This window comes from Kitasatospora sp. NPDC004531 (genome assembly GCF_053602195.1).
In genome coordinates this window covers 64,903-83,052 of record NZ_JBSGDD010000011.1, presented here as the reverse complement: position 1 = coordinate 83,052, position 18,150 = coordinate 64,903, and the positions used below count along the sequence as shown (strand labels likewise).

At 75.0% G+C, this 18,150-nt stretch carries 23 protein-coding genes and 1 pseudogene; 10 read left to right on the top strand and 14 right to left on the bottom strand.

From position 1 onward, the window contains the following. Window positions 1–42 precede the first annotated feature (42 nt). Together ACWEMJ_RS07925 and ACWEMJ_RS07920 are read left to right on the top strand one after the other, a co-directional pair. A complete protein-coding gene (locus ACWEMJ_RS07925) occupies window positions 43–261 on the top strand; it encodes a hypothetical protein (protein WP_452136096.1) in 219 nt (72 codons plus the stop codon). Between the two features lie 117 nt (window positions 262–378). Then, on the top strand, window positions 379–573 hold the full coding sequence (locus tag ACWEMJ_RS07920; RefSeq protein WP_452136095.1) for a hypothetical protein: 195 nt from the start codon (window positions 379–381) through the stop codon (window positions 571–573). A gap of 29 nt (window positions 574–602) precedes the next feature. Here the strand turns inward: ACWEMJ_RS07920 and ACWEMJ_RS07915 are convergent, their stop codons facing one another. From ACWEMJ_RS07915 to ddaH, 6 genes are read right to left on the bottom strand one after another with little or no spacing between them, the layout of a single operon-like run. Then, a complete protein-coding gene (locus ACWEMJ_RS07915) occupies window positions 603–830 on the bottom strand; it encodes a DUF6213 family protein (protein ID WP_452136094.1) in 228 nt (75 codons plus the stop codon). Window positions 831–871: 41 nt separating this feature from the next. Further along, entirely contained in the window at window positions 872–1,117 is a 246-nt protein-coding gene (locus ACWEMJ_RS07910) for a CDGSH iron-sulfur domain-containing protein (RefSeq protein ID WP_452136093.1), read from the bottom strand. After that, window positions 1,104–1,754, bottom strand: a complete 651-nt coding sequence (locus tag ACWEMJ_RS07905) for a HemK2/MTQ2 family protein methyltransferase (protein WP_452136092.1) — start codon at window positions 1,752–1,754, stop codon at window positions 1,104–1,106. The genes ACWEMJ_RS07910 and ACWEMJ_RS07905 overlap by 14 nt, the downstream gene beginning before the upstream one ends. 57 nt (window positions 1,755–1,811) lie before the next feature. Then, window positions 1,812–2,303 carry a flavin reductase family protein gene (locus ACWEMJ_RS07900; protein WP_452136091.1) on the bottom strand — a complete coding sequence of 164 codons (492 nt, stop codon included), beginning with the start codon at window positions 2,301–2,303 and terminating at the stop codon, window positions 1,812–1,814. Then, window positions 2,300–3,334 (bottom strand): iron-containing redox enzyme family protein, encoded by a 1,035-nt coding sequence (locus tag ACWEMJ_RS07895; RefSeq protein WP_452136090.1) that lies wholly within the window; start codon window positions 3,332–3,334, stop codon window positions 2,300–2,302. Before ACWEMJ_RS07895 ends, ACWEMJ_RS07900 begins: the two co-directional genes overlap by 4 nt. Further along, window positions 3,331–4,212: a dimethylargininase gene (ddaH, locus tag ACWEMJ_RS07890; RefSeq protein WP_452136089.1), complete on the bottom strand. Its 882-nt coding sequence runs from the start codon at window positions 4,210–4,212 to the stop codon at window positions 3,331–3,333. Before ddaH ends, ACWEMJ_RS07895 begins: the two co-directional genes overlap by 4 nt. A 157-nt stretch (window positions 4,213–4,369) precedes the next feature. On the opposite strand from ddaH, the gene ACWEMJ_RS07885 reads away from it, so the two are divergent. Continuing rightward, on the top strand, window positions 4,370–5,551 hold the full coding sequence (locus ACWEMJ_RS07885) for an AI-2E family transporter (protein ID WP_452136088.1): 1,182 nt from the start codon (window positions 4,370–4,372) through the stop codon (window positions 5,549–5,551). A 189-nt stretch (window positions 5,552–5,740) separates the two neighbouring features. Continuing rightward, entirely contained in the window at window positions 5,741–5,929 is a 189-nt protein-coding gene (locus ACWEMJ_RS07880) for a YegP family protein (RefSeq protein WP_452136087.1), read from the top strand. A 56-nt stretch (window positions 5,930–5,985) separates the two neighbouring features. Here ACWEMJ_RS07880 and ACWEMJ_RS07875 read toward each other — a convergent pair whose 3' ends face one another. Both ACWEMJ_RS07875 and ACWEMJ_RS07870 read right to left on the bottom strand, forming a co-directional pair. Further along, window positions 5,986–6,129, bottom strand: a complete 144-nt coding sequence (locus ACWEMJ_RS07875) for a hypothetical protein (protein ID WP_452136086.1) — start codon at window positions 6,127–6,129, stop codon at window positions 5,986–5,988. Continuing rightward, on the bottom strand, window positions 6,126–6,812 hold the full coding sequence (locus tag ACWEMJ_RS07870) for an HAD family hydrolase (RefSeq protein WP_452136085.1): 687 nt from the start codon (window positions 6,810–6,812) through the stop codon (window positions 6,126–6,128). Before ACWEMJ_RS07870 ends, ACWEMJ_RS07875 begins: the two co-directional genes overlap by 4 nt. Before the next feature lie 168 nt (window positions 6,813–6,980). On the opposite strand from ACWEMJ_RS07870, the gene ACWEMJ_RS07865 reads away from it, so the two are divergent. Next, window positions 6,981–7,565, top strand: coding sequence for a DUF6328 family protein (locus ACWEMJ_RS07865; protein WP_452136084.1), 585 nt, complete (start codon window positions 6,981–6,983; stop codon window positions 7,563–7,565). A gap of 81 nt (window positions 7,566–7,646) precedes the next feature. Here the strand turns inward: ACWEMJ_RS07865 and ACWEMJ_RS07860 are convergent, their stop codons facing one another. The 4 genes from ACWEMJ_RS07860 to ACWEMJ_RS07845 form a co-directional block, all read right to left on the bottom strand. Next, window positions 7,647–7,856, bottom strand: coding sequence for a CsbD family protein (locus tag ACWEMJ_RS07860; RefSeq protein ID WP_452136083.1), 210 nt, complete (start codon window positions 7,854–7,856; stop codon window positions 7,647–7,649). A gap of 93 nt (window positions 7,857–7,949) precedes the next feature. Further along, window positions 7,950–8,318, bottom strand: a complete 369-nt coding sequence (locus tag ACWEMJ_RS07855; RefSeq protein ID WP_452136082.1) for a hypothetical protein — start codon at window positions 8,316–8,318, stop codon at window positions 7,950–7,952. A gap of 201 nt (window positions 8,319–8,519) precedes the next feature. Continuing rightward, window positions 8,520–9,569 carry a hypothetical protein gene (locus tag ACWEMJ_RS07850; protein WP_452136081.1) on the bottom strand — a complete coding sequence of 350 codons (1,050 nt, stop codon included), beginning with the start codon at window positions 9,567–9,569 and terminating at the stop codon, window positions 8,520–8,522. A 269-nt stretch (window positions 9,570–9,838) separates the two neighbouring features. Then, the gene (locus ACWEMJ_RS07845; protein WP_452136080.1) at window positions 9,839–10,432 is read right to left on the bottom strand and encodes a TetR/AcrR family transcriptional regulator; all 594 of its coding nucleotides are present in this window, start codon (window positions 10,430–10,432) and stop codon (window positions 9,839–9,841) included. Window positions 10,433–10,491: 59 nt separating this feature from the next. On the opposite strand from ACWEMJ_RS07845, the gene ACWEMJ_RS07840 reads away from it, so the two are divergent. Next, window positions 10,492–11,400 (top strand): alpha/beta fold hydrolase, encoded by a 909-nt coding sequence (locus tag ACWEMJ_RS07840; protein ID WP_452136079.1) that lies wholly within the window; start codon window positions 10,492–10,494, stop codon window positions 11,398–11,400. Here the strand turns inward: ACWEMJ_RS07840 and ACWEMJ_RS07835 are convergent. Together ACWEMJ_RS07835 and ACWEMJ_RS07830 are read right to left on the bottom strand one after the other, a co-directional pair. Further along, window positions 11,348–11,575, bottom strand: coding sequence for a hypothetical protein (locus ACWEMJ_RS07835; protein WP_452136078.1), 228 nt, complete (start codon window positions 11,573–11,575; stop codon window positions 11,348–11,350). The two genes, ACWEMJ_RS07840 and ACWEMJ_RS07835, sit on opposite strands and share 53 nt — an antisense overlap. A gap of 378 nt (window positions 11,576–11,953) precedes the next feature. Beyond that, a complete protein-coding gene (locus tag ACWEMJ_RS07830; RefSeq protein WP_452136077.1) occupies window positions 11,954–12,277 on the bottom strand; it encodes a plasmid stabilization protein in 324 nt (107 codons plus the stop codon). A 341-nt stretch (window positions 12,278–12,618) separates the two neighbouring features. On the opposite strand from ACWEMJ_RS07830, the gene ACWEMJ_RS07825 reads away from it, so the two are divergent. From ACWEMJ_RS07825 to ACWEMJ_RS07810, 4 genes and pseudogenes are all read left to right on the top strand, one after another. After that, the gene (locus ACWEMJ_RS07825; RefSeq protein ID WP_452136118.1) at window positions 12,619–13,518 is read left to right on the top strand and encodes a SigB/SigF/SigG family RNA polymerase sigma factor; all 900 of its coding nucleotides are present in this window, start codon (window positions 12,619–12,621) and stop codon (window positions 13,516–13,518) included. Between the two features lie 81 nt (window positions 13,519–13,599). After that, on the top strand, window positions 13,600–14,013 hold the full coding sequence (locus ACWEMJ_RS07820) for an STAS domain-containing protein (RefSeq protein WP_452136076.1): 414 nt from the start codon (window positions 13,600–13,602) through the stop codon (window positions 14,011–14,013). Continuing rightward, window positions 14,010–14,486, top strand: a complete 477-nt coding sequence (locus ACWEMJ_RS07815) for an ATP-binding protein (RefSeq protein ID WP_452136075.1) — start codon at window positions 14,010–14,012, stop codon at window positions 14,484–14,486. The genes ACWEMJ_RS07820 and ACWEMJ_RS07815 overlap by 4 nt, the downstream gene beginning before the upstream one ends. A gap of 65 nt (window positions 14,487–14,551) precedes the next feature. Beyond that, window positions 14,552–18,147, top strand: a pseudogene (locus ACWEMJ_RS07810) (HAMP domain-containing protein). The last annotated feature ends 3 nt before the right edge of the window (window positions 18,148–18,150 follow it).

Genomic DNA, 18,150 nt, shown 5'->3' with positions numbered 1-18,150 from the left:
GGCGACCGAGTCGAACGACACGACGTGAAGGAGCGTGCCCCCATGACCGCCGAACACCGCACCCCGTCCGAGTCGCGGCAGGCCGACCCCGACCTGACGGAGCGCCAGGAGCAGCACCTCGGTGACGACGACAGCGCGCCGATCGTGACGCCGACCCCGCCCGAGGTCAAACACCCGAAGGGCGGAGCGGCCGAACCCAAGGCCGAGACCGGCGATCCCGACGAGCCCGAGCCGCCCTCCGCCGACGTCCAGGCGCCGTGACGGCCTGACGGCAGGGGCGCGGCGCGCCGGGTGATTCCGATCCGGGCCGCCGGGTAGGCGTTCGGGCCTCGCGCGGCGCGCCTCGCGGCCGACCTCGGCGACGGCCCGATCACCACCGTGCCGGACGCCGAACTCCTGCGCGCCTGCCGGGAGTCCGGCGGCAACGGCCCCGACCCCCGGGCCCACCTGGCGCTGCTGCGCCCGTACCTGGAGGTCGGGTTCGACGAGGTGTACGTCGGCCAGATCGGCGGCCACACCGAGGAGTTCTTCGACTGCTACCGGGAGGACGTGCTACCGGAGTTGGCAGGCTGAGCCGCACGGTCCGTGCTGCTGAGTGCCGTTCAGTCGGTGCTGGCGATCTCGATGCAGGCCAGGTCGATCTGGTCGGCGAGTTGGCGGATCAGGTCGGCGAGCGCGGCGGTGGTCACCGGATCGAGCCGGTTGTCGTCCCGCTCGGCCCACTCCACCCACTCGTCGGGCACCGCCCGCAGCAGTTCGACCACCTGCAGGGCGGGAATGGCCAGGTCTCCGGAGAGACCGCAGATCACCGGAACGTTGAGCCGCCCCATGGTGTCCACCTCCTTCTGCCGTGCGCCTGTGTCGCTCCTGGTCAGTCCGGCGTCTGCCCCGGCGCCGGGGGCGGAAACGGGCGGGGCCGGCCGCGTCGGCGGTGACTGGTGTCGCACAGCGGGTAGCGGCGGCTGCGCCGGCAGGTGCAGACGGCGACCACCGGGCGGTCGCAGTACAGCGTGCTTCCGTCGGGCAGCAGCAGCTCGATCGGGCCGTCGATCAGCATCGGGCCGTGATCGGTCAGCCGCACCCGGGGCGCCGGGTCCTCGCGGTCAGCGGCGGACACCGCGCACCACCGCCAACTCCTCGGTCCGCACGCCCGGTTCGATCAGACCGGCGTCCTCGAACCAGCGCGCCCGGGACGTCATCACCGGGCCGAACTCCTGCGCCTTGCGTTCCACCACGTCCGCCTGCAGCCCCGCGCGCCGCAACTCCCGTACGGTGGAGTCGGGTCGGGCCAGCGAGGACTGCACCAGCAGCAGCACCCCGCCGGGCGCCAGCCGCGGCGGGACCTGGCGGCACAGCCGGTCGAGCAGCAGCCGCCCGTCCGGGCCGGCGTCCCAGGCCACGGCGGGCCCGTGCGCGGGCGGCCCGGTGTCGCGGGCGGGCACGTACGGGGGGTTGGACAGCACCAGGTCGAACCGGCCCGGCGGGACGGGCGCGGTCAGATCGCCCCGGCACAGCCGCAGCGGCAGGTGGTGCAGGCGGGCGTTCAGCCAGGCGGCGGCCAGTGCGCGGCGGGACAGGTCCACGGCCGTGACCCGGCACCCGCGACGGGCCGCCGCCAGCGCGAGCGCGCCGCAGCCGGTCCCGAGGTCCAGGCACCGGGCGCCGGGCCGGATCCGTTCACGCCCGAGCACCTCCAGCAGCAGCGCGGTGTCGCCCTGCACGGGGTACACGCCGGGGGGTCTGATCAGCAGCATGGCCCGCGTATGCCCGTCGGGCGGACGGCGACACGTCGGGGTGGCACCGGGGCGCGGTCACGCGGGGTGTCCGGCGTCGAGGTCGGTGACATCGCGGAGGGTCAGGACGCCGCCGGGCGGGGAGGGGGCCGGGCCGGCGGCGATCGGGTCGAGCAGGAAGGCGGTGTGGTCGCCGCCCTCGATCCGGTCGCCGATCCGGCCGGCGAACCAGGCCGCCGCGGTGTCCAGGACGGGGACGCCCGCCGGGCCGGGGTGCCAGGGGGTGCGTGCGAACTTGTCGACCGCGGCGCCGCACTGGCTGCCGAACAGGACGGCCAGCGCCCGTCCCGCGTCGTTCGCGGGCAGCAGGTGGACGGCGAGCGCGACGGCCCGCGAGGCGACGCGGAAGGTGTGGTTGGCGGGCGACAGCCACAGCGCGAAGCGGGGCGGGTGGATCGAGCACTGGGAGCCGAAGCCGACCAGGCAGCCGGCCCGTTCGCCGTCCGCCTCGGCGGTCACCACGTGGACGGGCGGGTCGAGGAGGTCCAGGAAGGGGTCGGGCGTGCTCATGCGGTCGGCTCCTCGGGCAGCGGGGTGCGCAGCGAACCGGCGCCGGAGCGCCAGGCGTTGAGCTGGTGGGCGGCGAGCCGCTGTTCGGCGAGCGAGTAGGCGAGCGCGCCGAAGGCGATGTCGGACGGCGGGAGGCCGGCGTCGGCGACCAGGGGGTCGATGACGGTGCGGCGGACGAGCTGCTCGTGGACGGCGTCGGCCAGGACGTGCTCGCGGTAGAACCGCGTGCCGCGCGGGGACGCGCCGAGCCGTTCGAGGGCCTCCACCAGCCGCGCCGCGCCGGGCGGCGAGGTGATCTCCACCACCGCGAACTGCCCCACCAGCGCGCCCCGCAGGGCCCGGTGCAGGCCGAACAGCGACATGGTGTTGACCACCGCCAGGGTCGGCCCGGGCGTCGCGTCGAGGTAGGCGCCGTACGTCGGATCGAGCCCGAAGTCCGCCATCGTCGCCGCGAACAGCTCGGCGTGCGCCCGCTCCGGCCGGCCCGCGCCGTACTCGTCGTACTGCACGGCCACCAGCGCGGCCTTCGCCGGGTTCGGCAGCCGCGGCACCGCCCACATCTGCGGGTCCGCCTCCTTCAGCTGGTACAGCGAACGGTGTGCCAGGTACTCGCGCAGCTGCGCCCTCGTCCCGGACGCCCGCAGGTGGTAGGAGGGTCCGTCGCCGTCCGGCGGCACCACCAGCAGCTGCGCCAGCACCTCGGCGAGCGGCGGCGGTGGGCCGACCTCGCGGCGCAGCGCCGACAGGAAGGCCCGCTCCAGGGCACCCCGCAGGGCGAGCAGGTCCGGCGACCACTCCCAGTCGTCGTCCACGCCCGCGAAGCCCTGGTAGTGCAGCTCGTAGCAGACGTACAGGGCGAGCTGCGGGTCCTCGCCCCACGGATCCGCGAGCGCCTCCGGCGGCGGCGCGGGCAGGGGGTGCGGGTGCCCGGCGGGGCCGCGCAGGGCCGCCAGCACGGCCGCCGAGAGCGGGCCGCGTGCGGACGGCAGGGCGGGAGCGGCGGGCCGGGCGGGGGCGGGGGAGCGGGTCATGTCGGTCCTCGTTCCGAACGCAGTTCCAGGACGCAGCACTTGGGGCCGCCGCCGGCCTTCCGCAGCTCCGGCACGGCCACCGGCACCGGCTCGTACCCGGCGCCGCGCAGCTGTTCGGCCAGCGCCCGCGCCCCGTCCGGCAGCACCACGTGCCGCCCGTCGCTGACGGCGTTCAGCCCGAACGCGGCGGCGTCCGACGGCCCGGCGAGGATCGCGTCCGGGTACAGCCGGCGCAGCAGGCGGCGGCTGGCGGCGGAGAACGCCTGGGGGTAGTACATGATCCGGTCGCGGTCCAGCACGGCCAGCGCGGTGTCCAGGTGGTAGTAGCGCGGGTCGGTCAGCCGGAGGGTCACCACCGGCAGTCGCAGCAGTCGCCGGGCCTCCCGGTGGGCCGCCGGGGTGGTGCGGAACCCGCTGGCCGCGAGGATGCGCGAGCCCGCCACCAGCAGGTCGCCCTCGCCCTCGTTCACCTCGGACGCGGTGTGCACCTGCCGGAACCCGGCCGAGCGGAACCAGCGCAGGTGCGCCGCCGACTCCCCGGCCCGCTGCGGGTGGCGGAACCGCGCCACCAGCACCCGCCCCGCCACCACCGTCGCGCCGTTCGCGGTGAACACCATGTCCGGCAGCCCGGGCTCGGGTGCCAGCAGTTCCACCCGGTGGCCCAGTGCGCGCAGCGTCCCCGCCAGGTCCTCCCACTGCCGCAGCGCGGCCGCCCGGTCCACCGGCCGGGCGGGGTCCATCCATGGGTTGATCGCGTAGTCCACCGCGAAGTGCTCCGGCGGGCACAGCAGGTAGCGCCGGGGCCCTCCCGGACCGGGATCGGGCGCGGGCCGGGACGCGGACGGGGGCGCGGATGCGGGCGGTGGCGCGGCGTTCATGTGACGCGCCTGTCCGGCGGCAGCCGCCCCGAAACGGTCTGACACTGGCTGAAACCGTGCCAGAACGGTCCGAAGTGGTCGAAAGTGGTCGGGAGTGTCGATCAGGTGGAACCGGAGCGGGCCGGGGCAGGCGGGACGGCGGGAGGTGCGGGGCGCGATGTCCGAACGTCCGGGTGAGCGCGGGGACGGCAGGGTCCGCGCCCCGCGGGGCAGCCGGCCGGGCCGGCCCGGGGCCCGGCGGCGGGCGGCGTCCGCGTCCGTGCGGGCGGCCGGTGCGCCGGTGCGGCCGTCCGGGCTGGAGCGGGTCGCCGGGCGGGCCTGGCGGCTGCTGGCCGTCGCGGTCGCCGGGTACGCCGGGTACCTGATCGTCAGCCGGCTGCTGCTGCCCGTGGTGGCCGTCTTCGTCGCCCTGGTGGTGACCGCCGTGCTGCGGCCGCCCGTCGACCTGCTGGCCCGCCGGATGCCGCGCGCACTCGCGGTGCTGCTCGCCGTGCTGGGCTCGCTGGTGCTGCTCGCCGGCCTGGGCACGCTGATCGCGGTGGTCGTCGAGGCGCAGGCCGGGCAGCTCGGCGGCCAGGTGCGCGGAGGCCTGGACCGGCTGGAGCACTGGCTGGAGGGCCCGCCGTTCCATGCCCGGGCCGGCACCCTCGGCGACCTGCGGCAGCGCCTCGGCCAACTGCTCAGCACCCACCGGCAGACCGTGCTGTCCACGGCCGTCACCGGCGCCGGCCTGGTGGTCGAGGCGGCGGCCGCGGGTGCGCTGGCGCTGTTCTGCGCGGTGTTCTTCACGCACTCCGGCGAGCGGATGTGGAGCTGGGGAACGTCCCTGATGCCGTCCCGCCCCCGCACCCTGTGGCGGCGGGCCGGCCACGCGGCGTGGCGCACCTTCGCCGGGTACACCCGGGGCCTGTTCCTGGTCGCGGGCACCAACGCCGTCCTGGTCGGCGTGGTGCTGGCCGCGCTCGGTGTGCCGCTCGCCGTGCCGCTGGCCTGCCTGGAGTTCGTGGCCGCGCTGATCCCGCTGATCGGCTCGCCGATCGCGCTGGCCGTCGCCTCGCTGGTCGCCCTCGCCACCCGGGGACCGGTCACCGCGCTGCTGGTGCTCGCCCTGATCGTGGTCATCGGCCAACTGGAGGGCCACGTCCTGCACCCGCTGGTGATGGGCTGGGCGGTGCGCCTGCACCCCGTCGCGATCGCCCTCGCCGTCGCCGCCGGCGGCACCCTCGGCGGCATCGTCGGCGCGGCCGTCGCCGTCCCGGTGCTGTCCGTGGGCTGGGCGGTCTTCCGCGAACTGCGCCCCCCGGCCGGCGGGGGCGAGCGGGCGGGCGCAGGCGGCTGAGAGGGGATCGCGCCGTCGCGGAGAGGGCGGGGCCGCCCGAACCCACGCTCCGCGACGGACAGTTACGGCCGCGAACGCCAGCGCTCGCGGGATCGGGGTGCGGCGTGCACCCTCCAAGTAGGGCCGGGGCCCGGGGTTCGACCGGGACCGCCCGCACCAGTGCCGAACGACCGTACCGAGGAGAGAGCAGTGTCCGGAAAGTTTGAGGTCTACACCGACAAGTCGGGCAAGTACCGGTTCCGGCTGAAGGCCGGCAACGGGGAGATCATCGCCGTTGGCGAGGCGTACAACAGCAAGGCCGCGTGCGAGAAAGGCATCGCCTCGGTCAAGACGAACGCGGCGGCCGCGCCCGTCACTTACGTCGAGCACGCCGCGTAGCGGACGCCCGCGTCAGACCGTCCCCGACCCGCCCGCGCGCCGGCCGGCGCTTCCCGTCAGGCCTCCCCGGAGGCGGCCCCGGCTGCGGGCGGGTCCGTCGCGGGGCGGGCGGCGAGGGCGCACAGGGCCGACCAGGCCAGGGCGCGCAGCCGGTAGGCGATGCAGCGGGCCGAGGCCGCCGGGCCCCGGGCGGCGTTCACCGGGCACCGGACCGGGGCCGGGCCAGCACGCTGTCGTCCAGCGACTCCAGCAGCGCGCCGACCGAGGCGTGCACCTCCAGCGCACCCGCGCCGCGCAGTTCGTCGCCCGCGAAGCCGCCCGTCTCCACCGCCACGCACGGGGTGCCCGCGCGGTTCGCGGCGCGCACGTCCCAGACGGTGTCGCCGACGAAGACCGCCCGTTCGGGGGACGCCGAGGCCCGGTCCAGGGCGCTGTGCACCAGGTCCGGGGCGGGCTTGGAGGCCGACACGGAATCCGCGTCGGTGACCGCGAAGATCGCCTCGTCCGCGTCCAACACCTTGCGCAGCACGTCGAGTTCGGGGCCCGACGCGGAGGTGCACAGCACCACCCGCCACCCCCGGTCGGCGCAGGCGCGCAGCAGGTCGGCCGCGCCGTCGAAGGCCCGCAGGCCCGGCCAGTGCTGGGCGTACAGGGCGAGGTGCGCGGCCGAGACGGCGTCGTCCTCGGAGCGGTCGCGGCCGTCGCCCAGCAGGTGGTCGAGCAGCTGGTCGGAGCCCATGCCGATGGCGCGGTGCACCGACGCGGCGGGCGGGTGGTGGCCGTGCTGCCGCAGGGCCTCTGACCAGGCGAGGGTGTGCAGGTACGAGGTGTCCACCAGGGTGCCGTCCACGTCGAACAGCGCGGCCGCGGTGTCCGCTGCCATGGCGTCTCCTCCCAGGGCGTGTCCGAGATCCCGCCGGAGCCGCTCCGGCGCGTCGCCCCGTCTACCCCGGACGCGCGCCCGCACACCCATGGCCCCCGCCCCGGCGGCAGAACCGTTTCCGCGCCCCGGCAGCCGGACAGACGCCAGCCCGGAAGGGGGTGCGCGACCATGCGCGAAGACGCCCGGGGCCGCCACGAGACCCCGAACGAACGCGCGGACCGGCGCTGGACGGAACTGCTCCAGGAGGTCCGGGTGGTGCAGACCGGCGCGCAGATCCTGTTCGGCTTCCTGCTGAGCGTGGTGTTCATGCCGCGCTTCACCAGCCTCTCCGACTTCGAACGCGGCCTGTACGTCACCACCGTCGTCCTCGGCGCGCTCGCCACCGGCGCCCTGATCGCCCCCGTCGCCTACCACCGGCTGCTGGCCGGGCGCCGCCTCAAGCCCGAACTCGTCGACGCCACCGCCCGGTTGGTCGCCATCGGCGTGCTGCTGCTGGCCCTGACCGTCGGCTCCGCGCTGCTCCTGCTGCTGCACGTCGCGGTCGGCGGACCGGCGGCGGGGGCGATCGTCGGCGGGGTGATGGCCTGGTTCGCGGTGTGGTGGCTGGTCCTGCCGTGGCTGCTGATGCGGCGCAACGGTGGCGGAGACGGGAACGGGAACGGGCACGGCGACAACGGGAACGGGAACGGCGACGGCGGCGAAGCCCGTGATGCCGCGCCGCCCGGACGGTCGGACACCCGCCACGACCGGTGAGCCGGGCCGGACGCGGTGGCACCCAGCGGGAAGCCCCCGGCAGGCGGGGCGGGGCCTGCCGGGGGCGTGCGGTGGGGGCGGTCAGCGTTTGAAGGCGCCCTTGATCCGGTCGATGCCTTCCTTGAGCTTGTCCTTGGCGTGGTCGGCGCTCTGTTTGGCCTGGGCCTCGGCCTGGTCGCCCCGGCCCTCGTGTTCCAGGCGTTCGTTGCCGGTGGCCGCGCCGGCGTGCTCCTTGGCGGCGCCGACGGCCTCCTCGGCCTGGTGCTTGATCCTGTCGGAGGCGTCACTCATCAGGGGTCTCCCTTCTCGGAGCCTGCGGTTTCGGTGCGTCGAGTGCGGTCAGTGGGTTCAGTGCGGTCGGTGCCCTTGGTGCGCTCAGTGCGCTCAGTGCGTGAAGCGGTGGCGCGGGTGGCCGCGCGGCCGCTGCGCGGTGGTGGTGGCGGTGGGGTCGGTGGCGCCCAGTCCGGCCGTCGGGTCGGCGGTGCGGTCGACGGCCACGCGTTCGTCCGCCACGACCCGTTCGGCGCGGCGGCGACGGTGCCAGCGCAGGCCGGCGGTCATCAGGGCGATGCCGGCGCAGGCCATCAGCGTCAGGGCGATTCCGGCGAGGAACGCGCCGAGGGTGTTGACGGTGCCGATGTTGTCGCCGAGCACCGTGACGCCCGTCTCGGGTCCGCCGCCCAGGTTGTCGGCGATCAGCAGCCCGGCGAAGGCGCCGGAGGCGGCGAACAGGAGGAGTCCGAGCAGCAGCATGGTCCGCGTCCTTTCGCTCGTGCTCTGTTGCTCCGTGTCGTGGCGCGTCTGCCCGGCGAGGACGGACTCAATCAGCAACGAGGCGTGCGCGGCGGCTCCCGGCGTGGTGCGGCATCGGTTCGACGGCCTCGGCGACCGGGCCGCTGCGGGCAGGCGGACCCGGCGCCGGTCGGGTGCGGACCCGTCACGGCCGGGGTGGCGTCACTCGGCGACGGCGGTGGGCGTCTCGCCGTCCTGGGCCTGCTGGGAGCGGGTGGTGAACATCCGGGCGAACGGGACGACCTTGCTGCTGTCCCAGCCGTCCACGGGGTACTTGGGCTCGTACCCGACCACCAGGACCGTGGCGCCGACCTCGATCAGGACCTCCGTGCCGGAGGGGCCGTTGCCCGCGGCCGAGGCGTCGCCCATGGCGGGGATCGAGATGGCGCGGAACGAGTCGGAGGAGTTGGCCAGGAACCTCTGGTAGAGCGTGTCGGCCCAGGCGCGGCTCGGGCCGGCCAGGATCCGGAAGCTGACGACGGTGCCGCCGGACTCGAAGGAGATCTCGCCCACGACGGCCGGCTGCCGGCAGAACTCCGCGGCGGCCTCCGGTTCGCCGGAGCAGTCGGCGGGGGAGTCGCTCACGTCGGCGGGGGTGCTCGACCGCCAGCCGGTGGGGAGGGCGTGCAGGTCGGGCAGGGCGGCCTGGACCTGGCCGGCGGTGAGCGCCGAGACGCCGTGCCCCGGGCGGCCGGGCTGCTGCCCGGAGCCGAGCCCGAGGTAGCTGCTGACCGCGGCCGCGGCGGTGGCGACGGCGACCACCGCGATCAGCGGGCCGGTGCCGCCGGACCTCCTGGTGGTCTTGTTGTAGGTGCCGATCTGAACGGCGTTCGGGCTGCCCACGGCGGTCTGGCCGGAGCCGCCGCCGATCGTGGCGTCGGCGCCGAAGGTGATGGACGGGGGCGCGGCGGGCGGCGGCGGCAGCGGGTCGGCGGTCGGCCGGAGCGCGCCGAGGGCGTCCCTCAACTCCGGGTCGATGTCCAGCAGTTCGGCCACCGCTTCGGCCAGGGCGCGGGCCGCTCCGGGGTCGTTCGGCGTGTCCAGGAGCTGCTGCGCGGCCCGGTTCCAGCGCGGAAGCCGCCGCAGGCCCTGCCGGACCCGCTCGATCTCCGGCCCGAACGCGGCGAGTTCGGCGCCGGCCGTCCGTGACGCCGCCTGGACCAGCGCCGCCACCACGGCCGCCACCGTGTCCGATCCGTCGCCGGCCACCATCGAACCCCCCGAGTGAGACGCGGAACCGAGCACCGCGGCCGGCCGCTCCCCGCCGCCGCAGTCGCACCAGAGTGGGCGAACGGACCCGGCGCCACAATCGGTTCGGCGTCGCCGGGGAGGCCCGGACGGGGCGGCAAGGGGCTCAGGGGCGCGCGCCGTGAGCCCCTGAGCGCCGTGCGTGCATCCGTGCGAGCCCCCGTGCGCCGGGCGGCGGCCCCGGGCCGGAGGTCGGTGCGCGCAGATCACGACGGGGGGAGGCGCGGACGGGATCAGGCGGCGGGGAACAGGCGGGCGAGGTGGTGGCGCAGGACGGCGGTGGCGTCCTCGGGGGAGCGCTGGCCGAGCAGCACGCTGAGGCCGAGGCCGGCGGAGAGGGCGAGCAGCACCACGGTCTCGTGGCGGGGCTCGGGGACGGCGGCGGCGGTGAGCTGCCCGACCAGGAAGGCCTCCATCTCGTCGGGCGCGGCCAGGAACGACTGTTCGGCGAGGGCCGGTTCGGTGACCGAGAGGACGGCGTACGCGGTGTAGACGAGGTGGAAGGTGCGGCCCTCCTCGTCGGTGGGGACGGCCTCCAGCAGCACCGCCTCGACGATCTCGCGCGGGGACGGCGGCGCGGCCCCGGCGACGGCGGCCCGGACCCGGGTGCGGACGCGTTCGCCCATCCGGACGCCGAGCCGGGTGAGGGCCGCGAGGAGGAGCTGCTCCTTGGTGTCGAAGTAGTACTGGACCAGGCGGACCGAGACGCCCGCCTCCTGTGCGACGGAGCGCATGGTGACGCTGTGCAGGCCGGTGCGGGCGGCGTCGCGCAGCAGGGCGTCGACGATCAGGGCCCGCCGTTCCTCGTGATCGACCAGCTTCGGCATCCCGGTCCCTTCGAACGTTTTTGTGGTACAACCATACCACCAAACGATCTGGAGGGCCCATGACCAGGACCAGCGTCGGACACTTCGTGACCGAGGACGCCCGCACCGCGTTCCTCGACGCCTACGACCGGGCCATGGAACTGTGGCCCGCCCCGCACCGCGCCCTCGACGTCGAAACCTCCTACGGCACCGTCCACGTCCACCACTACGGCCCCGACCACGGGCCCGGCGCGGGCGACCCCGTCGTGCTGCTGCACGGCCACGCCGGCCACCCCGCCAACTGGCACCCGCAGATCGCCGCACTCGGCGCCCGCCACCCCGTCTACGCGATCTCCACCCTCGACGACCCCGGCCGCAGCGTGCAGCGCGCCGTCGCCGCCGGCCCCGCCGAGAACGCCGAATGGCTGGGCGAGGTGCTGGCCGGACTCGACCTGGAGCGGGTGCACCTGGTCGGCGTCTCCTACGGCGGCTGGCTGGCGCTCAACCAGGCCGTCCACGCGCCCCAACGGCTGGCCACCGTCGCGCCGTTGGACCCGGGCGGCATCGAGAAGGTCCCGGCCCGGTTCTACTTCCACATGATCGCGGGCCTGTTCGGCATGCTCGCCCCCCGCCGCCTGCGGCCCGCCGCCGCCCGGCTGCTCGCCAACCCCGCGCTGGTCGCCCCGCCCGAGATGCTCAGGCCGATGATGCTCGCCATGCGCACCTGGAAGCCCGCGAGCCGCCCCGCCGCGCCCCCGTTCACCGACGCGGAGCTGCGCCGCATCGCCGTCCCGACGCTGGTGCTGATCGGCGCCCGCAGCGCCCTGCTGCGCCCGGGCCGGGTGCTGCGCCGGGTCGAGGCGCTGATCCCGGGCGTCCGCGCCGAGATCGTGGCCGGCGCGGGCCACGGGCTGACGCTGGAGCAGCCGGAGTCGGTCAACGCGCGGCTGCTGGAGTTCTTCGCCGCTGCCGCACCGTCGGGCGGGTGACGAGGACGCTGCGGCGGCGCAGCGCCGTCGGGCGGGTGACGAGGGCGCCGAGCAGGGCGGCGAGGGCGCCGAGGGCGAACTCCAGCGGGCCGACGGAGGTGATCAGCACCAGGTACAGCGCGCCCAGCGCCGCCCACCAGGCGGCCGCCTCCGCCACCGTCGTCCACCGCCGCATGCCGTCACTCCCGTCCGATCTCGCAGGACGCTAGCGGTGCCGGGCCCGGGCGGGTGGCGTCCGCGCCGCCGTTCGGGGTCTTCCTCACCCGATCGGACCAACGGCAGGGGGTTTCGGGTTGCCGGTGGCGTCAACTCGTGCTTTGTCCGCCGGGCGGGGGAGCGGACGGCTGCGGCTCGGGTTCGGGGGTCGGCTCGGGCGGGCCCGGGCTCGGCGGCTGCGGTTCGTGCGGGACGGGCGGCGACAGCGGCGGGTCCGGGTCCGGGGGCAGCGGCGAGGGGCCGAGCGGCCCGGGCGGGTCGGTCGGGCGGGGCGGACTGTCCGGGGGCTCGGGCGGGCGGACGTCCGGGTCCACGGGGGTGGGCATCGTCATCGTGCTCACCGCCCCAGGGCGTTCTCTAGCTGGTGCTTGTTCATCTTGGAGCGGCCCTTGATGTCCCGCTGCCGGGCCTCGTTGTACAGCTGGTCCTTGGTCGGCCCCTGGGCTCCGCTGTGCGAACGCTTGCCGCCCCGGTGCCCGGAGGAGACGTCCTGCACCGAACTGCGCGAGGCCGTGCGGCTCTCGCCGTGCCGGGCGCGTTCCTTGTTGACGGTGCGCGCCGCGATCTCCTCGGCCCGCTTCTTGCTGGTGCCGCGCTTCAGCTGACTCTCCTTGATGTGCTCGTACTGGCGCTCCCGCTTGGGGCTCGATCCGGCAGGCATGGCCGCTCTCCTCTCGTGGCGATGCGAGGACACGCCGTCGCATACCCGGATCAATCGGCGCGAATCAGGTTCAAACTCACCTGATCGGGTAGGAGCCGGACGTCGCACCGAGCCGACCGCCCGGTGCGGACGACCCGCACGGTCGCCTGCCACGGCATGCGAGCCGCGTGCCGGGAGCCGTCACCTGAAGAAGTCGGGTACCACGGTTCTCCGCCCGCCTCCGCGTCGCCCCGCACGGCCGCCGACGCCCCGGCCCCCGCCGGACCGCTCGGCGAAACCACCCGTACGAGGCAGCGCAGCGGGCCAACGCCGTCCCCGGGAGATGACTCCCAGTGACCACCATGACCCACCACCAACCCTCGGAGCCCCCCGAGGGCCACACCCGTGCCCCCGACCGACTGCCCGACGTCGACCCGATGTACCGGCCGACCCGGCGCGAGATGCGCGCCATGGGCAAGTACGAGGCCCGGGAGCTCAGCGACGCGCTCTTCCGGCGACTTGCCGAACTGCCGCCCGAGGACGCCAGGTCCAGCTACGTCCGCGGCACCGTGATCGAACTCAACATGCCGCTGGTGCGGTTCGTCGCCGCCCGGTTCCGGCACCGCCCCGAGGAACTCGACGACATCGCGCAGGTCGGCACCATCGGCCTGATCAAGGCCGTCGATGGCTTCGACCCGGGGCGCGGCGTCGAGTTCGTCACCTACGCCATCCCGACCATCTCCGGCGAGATCAAACGGTTCTTCCGCGACACCTCGTGGCCGCTGCGCGTCCCGCGCAGCGTCCAGGAGCGCTACCTGGCCGCCGCCCGCGCCTCCGACCGGCTCGAACAGGACCTCGGCCGGCTGCCCGACACCGCCGAACTCGCCGAGGAGCTGCACATCACCGAGGCCGAGGCCGCCGAAGGACTCGACGCCGGACGGCTGTGCCGCTGCGACTCGCTGGACTCGCTGCGCGACGAGGACTCCGACGACACCGGCAGCGCCCTGATCAACCGCCTCGGCTCCTGCGACCCCGAACTGGAGATCGCCGAACTGCGCGTCGTCGCACGGCCGTTCCTCAGCCGGCTGCCCGAACGGGAACGCACCGTGCTGCTGCTGCGGTTCTGGGGCGGACTCACCCAGAGCGAGATCGCCGACGAGATCGGCGTCTCCCAGATGCACGTCTCCCGGATCCTCGCCGCCACCCTCACCGGGCTGCGCGAACAGATCGAGGGCCGCAACACACCCGGCGGCGCTGATTGAGGCCCGCCGCACCGGGTAGCCGCGCGGACTGAGCCGCCCCGGGGCGGCGAGCCCCACCGTTCGGCAGGAGGTGTTCGTACCGTGGACCCGCAACCCGCCGTCGGCGCGCCCCTCGTCGTCACCCTGCGACGCCCTCCGGGCGCACTGGTGGTGCGCCCGGAGGGCGAACTCGACCACGACAGCGTCGGCCCGCTCCGCGAAGCCCTGGAGCGGGCCGTCGCCGACCCGCCCGGCCGGCTGGTGGTGGACTGCTCGGGCCTCGACTTCTGCGACTCCACCGGACTCAACCTGCTGCTGCGCGCCCACGCCGCCGCCGAACAGGCCGGCGTGCCACTGCTGTTGGCCGCGCCCGGCACGGTGGTGGTGCGGATGCTGGAGATCACCGGCGCGGACGAGGTGCTGGCCGTCCGGGCCACCGTCGAGGAGGCGCTCGCCGCATCCGCGCCCGCGACGGCGGACGGCGAGCGGCCCGGCGGGGCCGGGGAGCAGCGATGAGGGGCCGGCCCGTCGCGGGCCGCACCGAGCACCGCACCCTGCCGCTGGCGGCCGCGCCCGGGGCGGTCGCCCGCAGCCGCGAGTTCACCCGCCTCGCGCTGCACGCGTGGGGCTGGCTGCCCGCCGGCGACGCCGACGGCCGGGCGGCCGCCGAAGACGTCCTGCTGATGACCAGTGAACTCGTCACCAACGCCTGCCAGCACGCGGTCGGCCCCTACGCGCTGGAACTGACCAGGTGCGGACCGCTGCTGCGGATCGCGGTGCTCGACAGCGACGACCGGATGCCGGTGCTGCGCGCCCCGCACGCCCCCGCGCAGCCGGGCGGCCACGGGCTGCGGGTGGTCGACCGGCTGGCCGCCGCCTGGGGCAGCGAACCCGTGCCGGGCGGCGGCAAACGGGTGTGGCTGGAGACGCTCCGTCCCCCGGCGGAAGCCGGGCCCGGACAGTGCCACAGTGGAAGGGCCCCCCAGTGAGCAGCCGGGACCCGACCCCGTCCGACGGCCCCGGCCCCGCCGACCGGACCCGAGGTGGTGGTCACGTGGACGGCACACCCGACCCGCGCGCACCGGAGCCGCAGCGCCCCGAGCCGCCGTACGTCGACGGCACCGCGCTGCGCCGCCTGCTCGCCGGGCTGACCGCCGTCCGGGACGGCGACCTGACCCGCAGGCTGCCGGACGCGCCCGGGGTGCTGGGCGAGATCTCCGCCGTCTACAACGACATGGCGGAGCGCCTGGGCCGGCTGAACGCCGAGCTGACCCGGGTGGCGCGCGAGGTCGGCACCGAGGGCATGCTCGGCGGGCAGGCGCAGGTGCCGCAGGCGACCGGCGAGTGGCGCGAGCTCGCGGACTCGGTGAACGCGATGGCGGGCAACCTGACCGCGCAGGTCCGCAACATCGCGCAGGTGACCACGGCGGTGGCCCGCGGCGACCTGACCCGCAAGATCGACGTGGACGCCCGGGGCGAGATCCTGGAGCTGAAGAACACCGTCAACACCATGGTGGAGCAGCTGAGTTCGTTCGCCGCGGAGGTGACCAGGGTGGCCCGCGAGGTGGGCACCGAGGGCATCCTCGGCGGGCAGGCCGACGTGCGGGGCGTCTCGGGGACGTGGCGCGACCTGACCGACAGCGTGAACTTCATGGCGGGCAACCTGACCGCTCAGGTCCGCTCGATCGCCCAGGTGGCGACGGCGGTGGCCCGCGGCGACCTGACCCGGAAGACCGACGTGGTGGCGCGCGGCGAGATCCTGGAGCTCAAGAGCACCGTCAACACCATGGTGGACCAGCTGAGTTCGTTCGCCGGCGAGGTGACCAGGGTGGCCCGCGAGGTCGGCACCGAGGGCAACCTCGGCGGGCAGGCCGACGTGCGCGGGGTCTCCGGCACCTGGCGCGACCTGACCGACAACGTCAACGTGATGGCGTCCAACCTGACCGGGCAGGTCCGCTCGATCGCGCAGGTGGCGACGGCGGTGGCGCGCGGCGACCTGTCGCGCCGGGTCACCGTCGAGGCGGAGGGCGAAGTCGCCGAACTGGTGCACACCTTGAACGCGATGGTGGACACCCTGTCGGCGTTCGCGGCGGAGGTGACCCGGGTGGCCCGGGAGGTCGGCACCGACGGCATCCTCGGCGGGCAGGCCCGGGTGCCGAACGTGGCGGGCACCTGGAAGGACCTCACCGAGAGCGTCAACTTCATGGCGCACAACCTGACCAGCCAGGTCCGCAACATCGCGCAGGTCACCACGGCGGTGGCCCGCGGCGACCTGACCCGCAAGATCGACGTGGACGCCCGGGGCGAGATCCTGGAGCTCAAGAACACCGTCAACACCATGGTGGAGCAGCTGAGTTCGTTCGCCGCCGAGGTCACCAGGGTGGCCCGCGAGGTCGGCACCGAGGGCCGGCTCGGCGGGCAGGCCGAGGTGGAGGGCGTCTCCGCACCTGGAAGCGCCTGACCGAGAACGTCAACGAGCTCGCCGGGAACCTCACCCGGCAGGTGCGGGCGATCGGCGAGGTCACCGGCGCCGTCACCGCCGGCGACCTGACCCGCTCGATCACCGTCGAGGCGTCCGGCGAGGTCGCCGACCTGAAGGACAACGTCAACGTGATGGTGCGGACGCTGCGCGAGACCACCCGGGACAACCACGAACAGGACTGGCTGAAGACCCACCTGGCCCGGCTCACCGGCCTGATCCAGGGCCGCCGCGAGCCCGCCGCCGTCGCCGAGCTGCTGATGGACGAGCTCTGCCCGCTGCTGAACGCCCAGTACGGCGCCTGCTACCTGGCCGGCGACTACCTCGGCGAGGGCGCCGACGCACCGGACGGAGCCCGCGCATCGGACGGCGCCTCCCCGCCGGACGGTGCCCGCGCACCGGACGGTGCCTCCGCACCGGACGACCCCGGCGGCGGCGCCGAGCGGCCGGTGCTGGTGCGGGCCGCCGGCTACGGCGGGCGCGCGGACGCCGCGCCGCGCCGCTTCGGCCTCGGCGAGTCGCTGGTCGGCCAGGCCGGCCGCAGCCGCCGACCGATCGCCGTCACCGAACTGCCGCCCGGCTACGCCGAGATCGGCTCCGCGCTGGGCTCCGGCGAGCCCCGCGAACTGCTGATCCAGCCGATCACCATGGAGGACCGGCTGCTCGGCGTGGTCGAGGTCGCCACCCTGCACCACTTCACCGACCTGCACCGCGACTTCCTGGAACGCCTCGCCCAGGACATCGGCACCACCCTGGCCACCCTGCTCGCCAACGCCCGCACCGACGAACTGCTCCAGGAGTCGCAGCGCCTGACCGCCGAACTCCGGGCCCGCTCCGAGCAGTTGGTCGACGGCCAGGAGGAGCTGCGGCGCTCCAACGCGGAACTCGGCGAGAAGGCCGAGCTGTTGGCCGCGCAGAACCGCGACATCGAGGCGAAGAACCTCCAGATCGAACAGGCCCGCCGCGAACTGGAGGACCGCGCACGGCAGTTGACGTCCGCCTCGATGTACAAGTCGGAGTTCCTGGCCAACATGAGCCACGAGCTGCGCACCCCGCTGAACAGCCTGCTGATCCTCGCCCAGCTGCTCGCCCAGAACGCCGAGGGCAACCTGACCGGCAACCAGGTCGAGTACGCCGAGGTGATCCGCTCGGCCGGCTCCGACCTGCTGCAGCTGATCAACGACATCCTCGACCTGTCGAAGGTCGAGGCCGGCAAGCTCGACGTCACCGTGGAGCCGTTCCCGCTGCGCGAACTGCTCGACTACGTCGACACCACCTTCCGCCCGCTGGCCGCCGAGAAGAACCTGGACTTCCGGATCGTCACCGCCGCCGGCGCGCCCGAGGAACTGCGCACCGACCAGGCCCGGCTGCGGCAGATCCTGCGCAACCTGCTGTCCAACGCCGTCAAGTTCACCGACCGGGGCTTCGTCGAACTCGCCGTCGAGCCCGCCGGGGCCGGCGAACTCCCCGACGGGCAGGGCGAGTCGGGCGCCGTCGCGTTCCGCGTCCGGGACTCCGGCATCGGCATCGGCGCCGACCACCTGGAGTCCATCTTCGGCGCGTTCCAGCAGGCCGACGGCACCACCAGCCGCAAGTACGGCGGCACCGGCCTCGGCCTGTCCATCAGCCGGGAGCTCGCCCGCCTGCTCGGCGGCGCCGTGACCGCCGAATCGGCGCCCGGCGAAGGCAGCTGCTTCACCCTGCTACTGCCCGCCCGGCTCGCCCCCGAGCCCGCCCCGCCCGCCGAACGCGGCATCCTGGTCGTCGAGAAGCCCGCACCCGCCCGCGACGGCCGACTCGCCGGCCGCACGATCCTGGTCGTCGACGACGACTCGCGCAACGTGTACGCGCTCAGCACCGCCCTCGAACTCGAAGGCGCCACCGCCCTGCACGCCGCCAACGGCCGCACCGGACTCGCCCTGCTGCGCGCCCACCCCGAGGTCGACCTCGTCCTGATGGACCTGATGATGCCCGAACTCGACGGCTACGCCGCCACCGCCGAGATCCGCCGGAGCGCCGAACACGCCACCGTCCCGATCATCGCCGTCACCGCCAAGGCGCTGCCCGACGACCGCGCCCGCAGCCTCGCCGCCGGCGCCGACGACCACCTCACCAAACCCGTCGACACCAACCACCTGATCGCCACCGTCCGGCGCTGGCTGGAGAGTTGACGC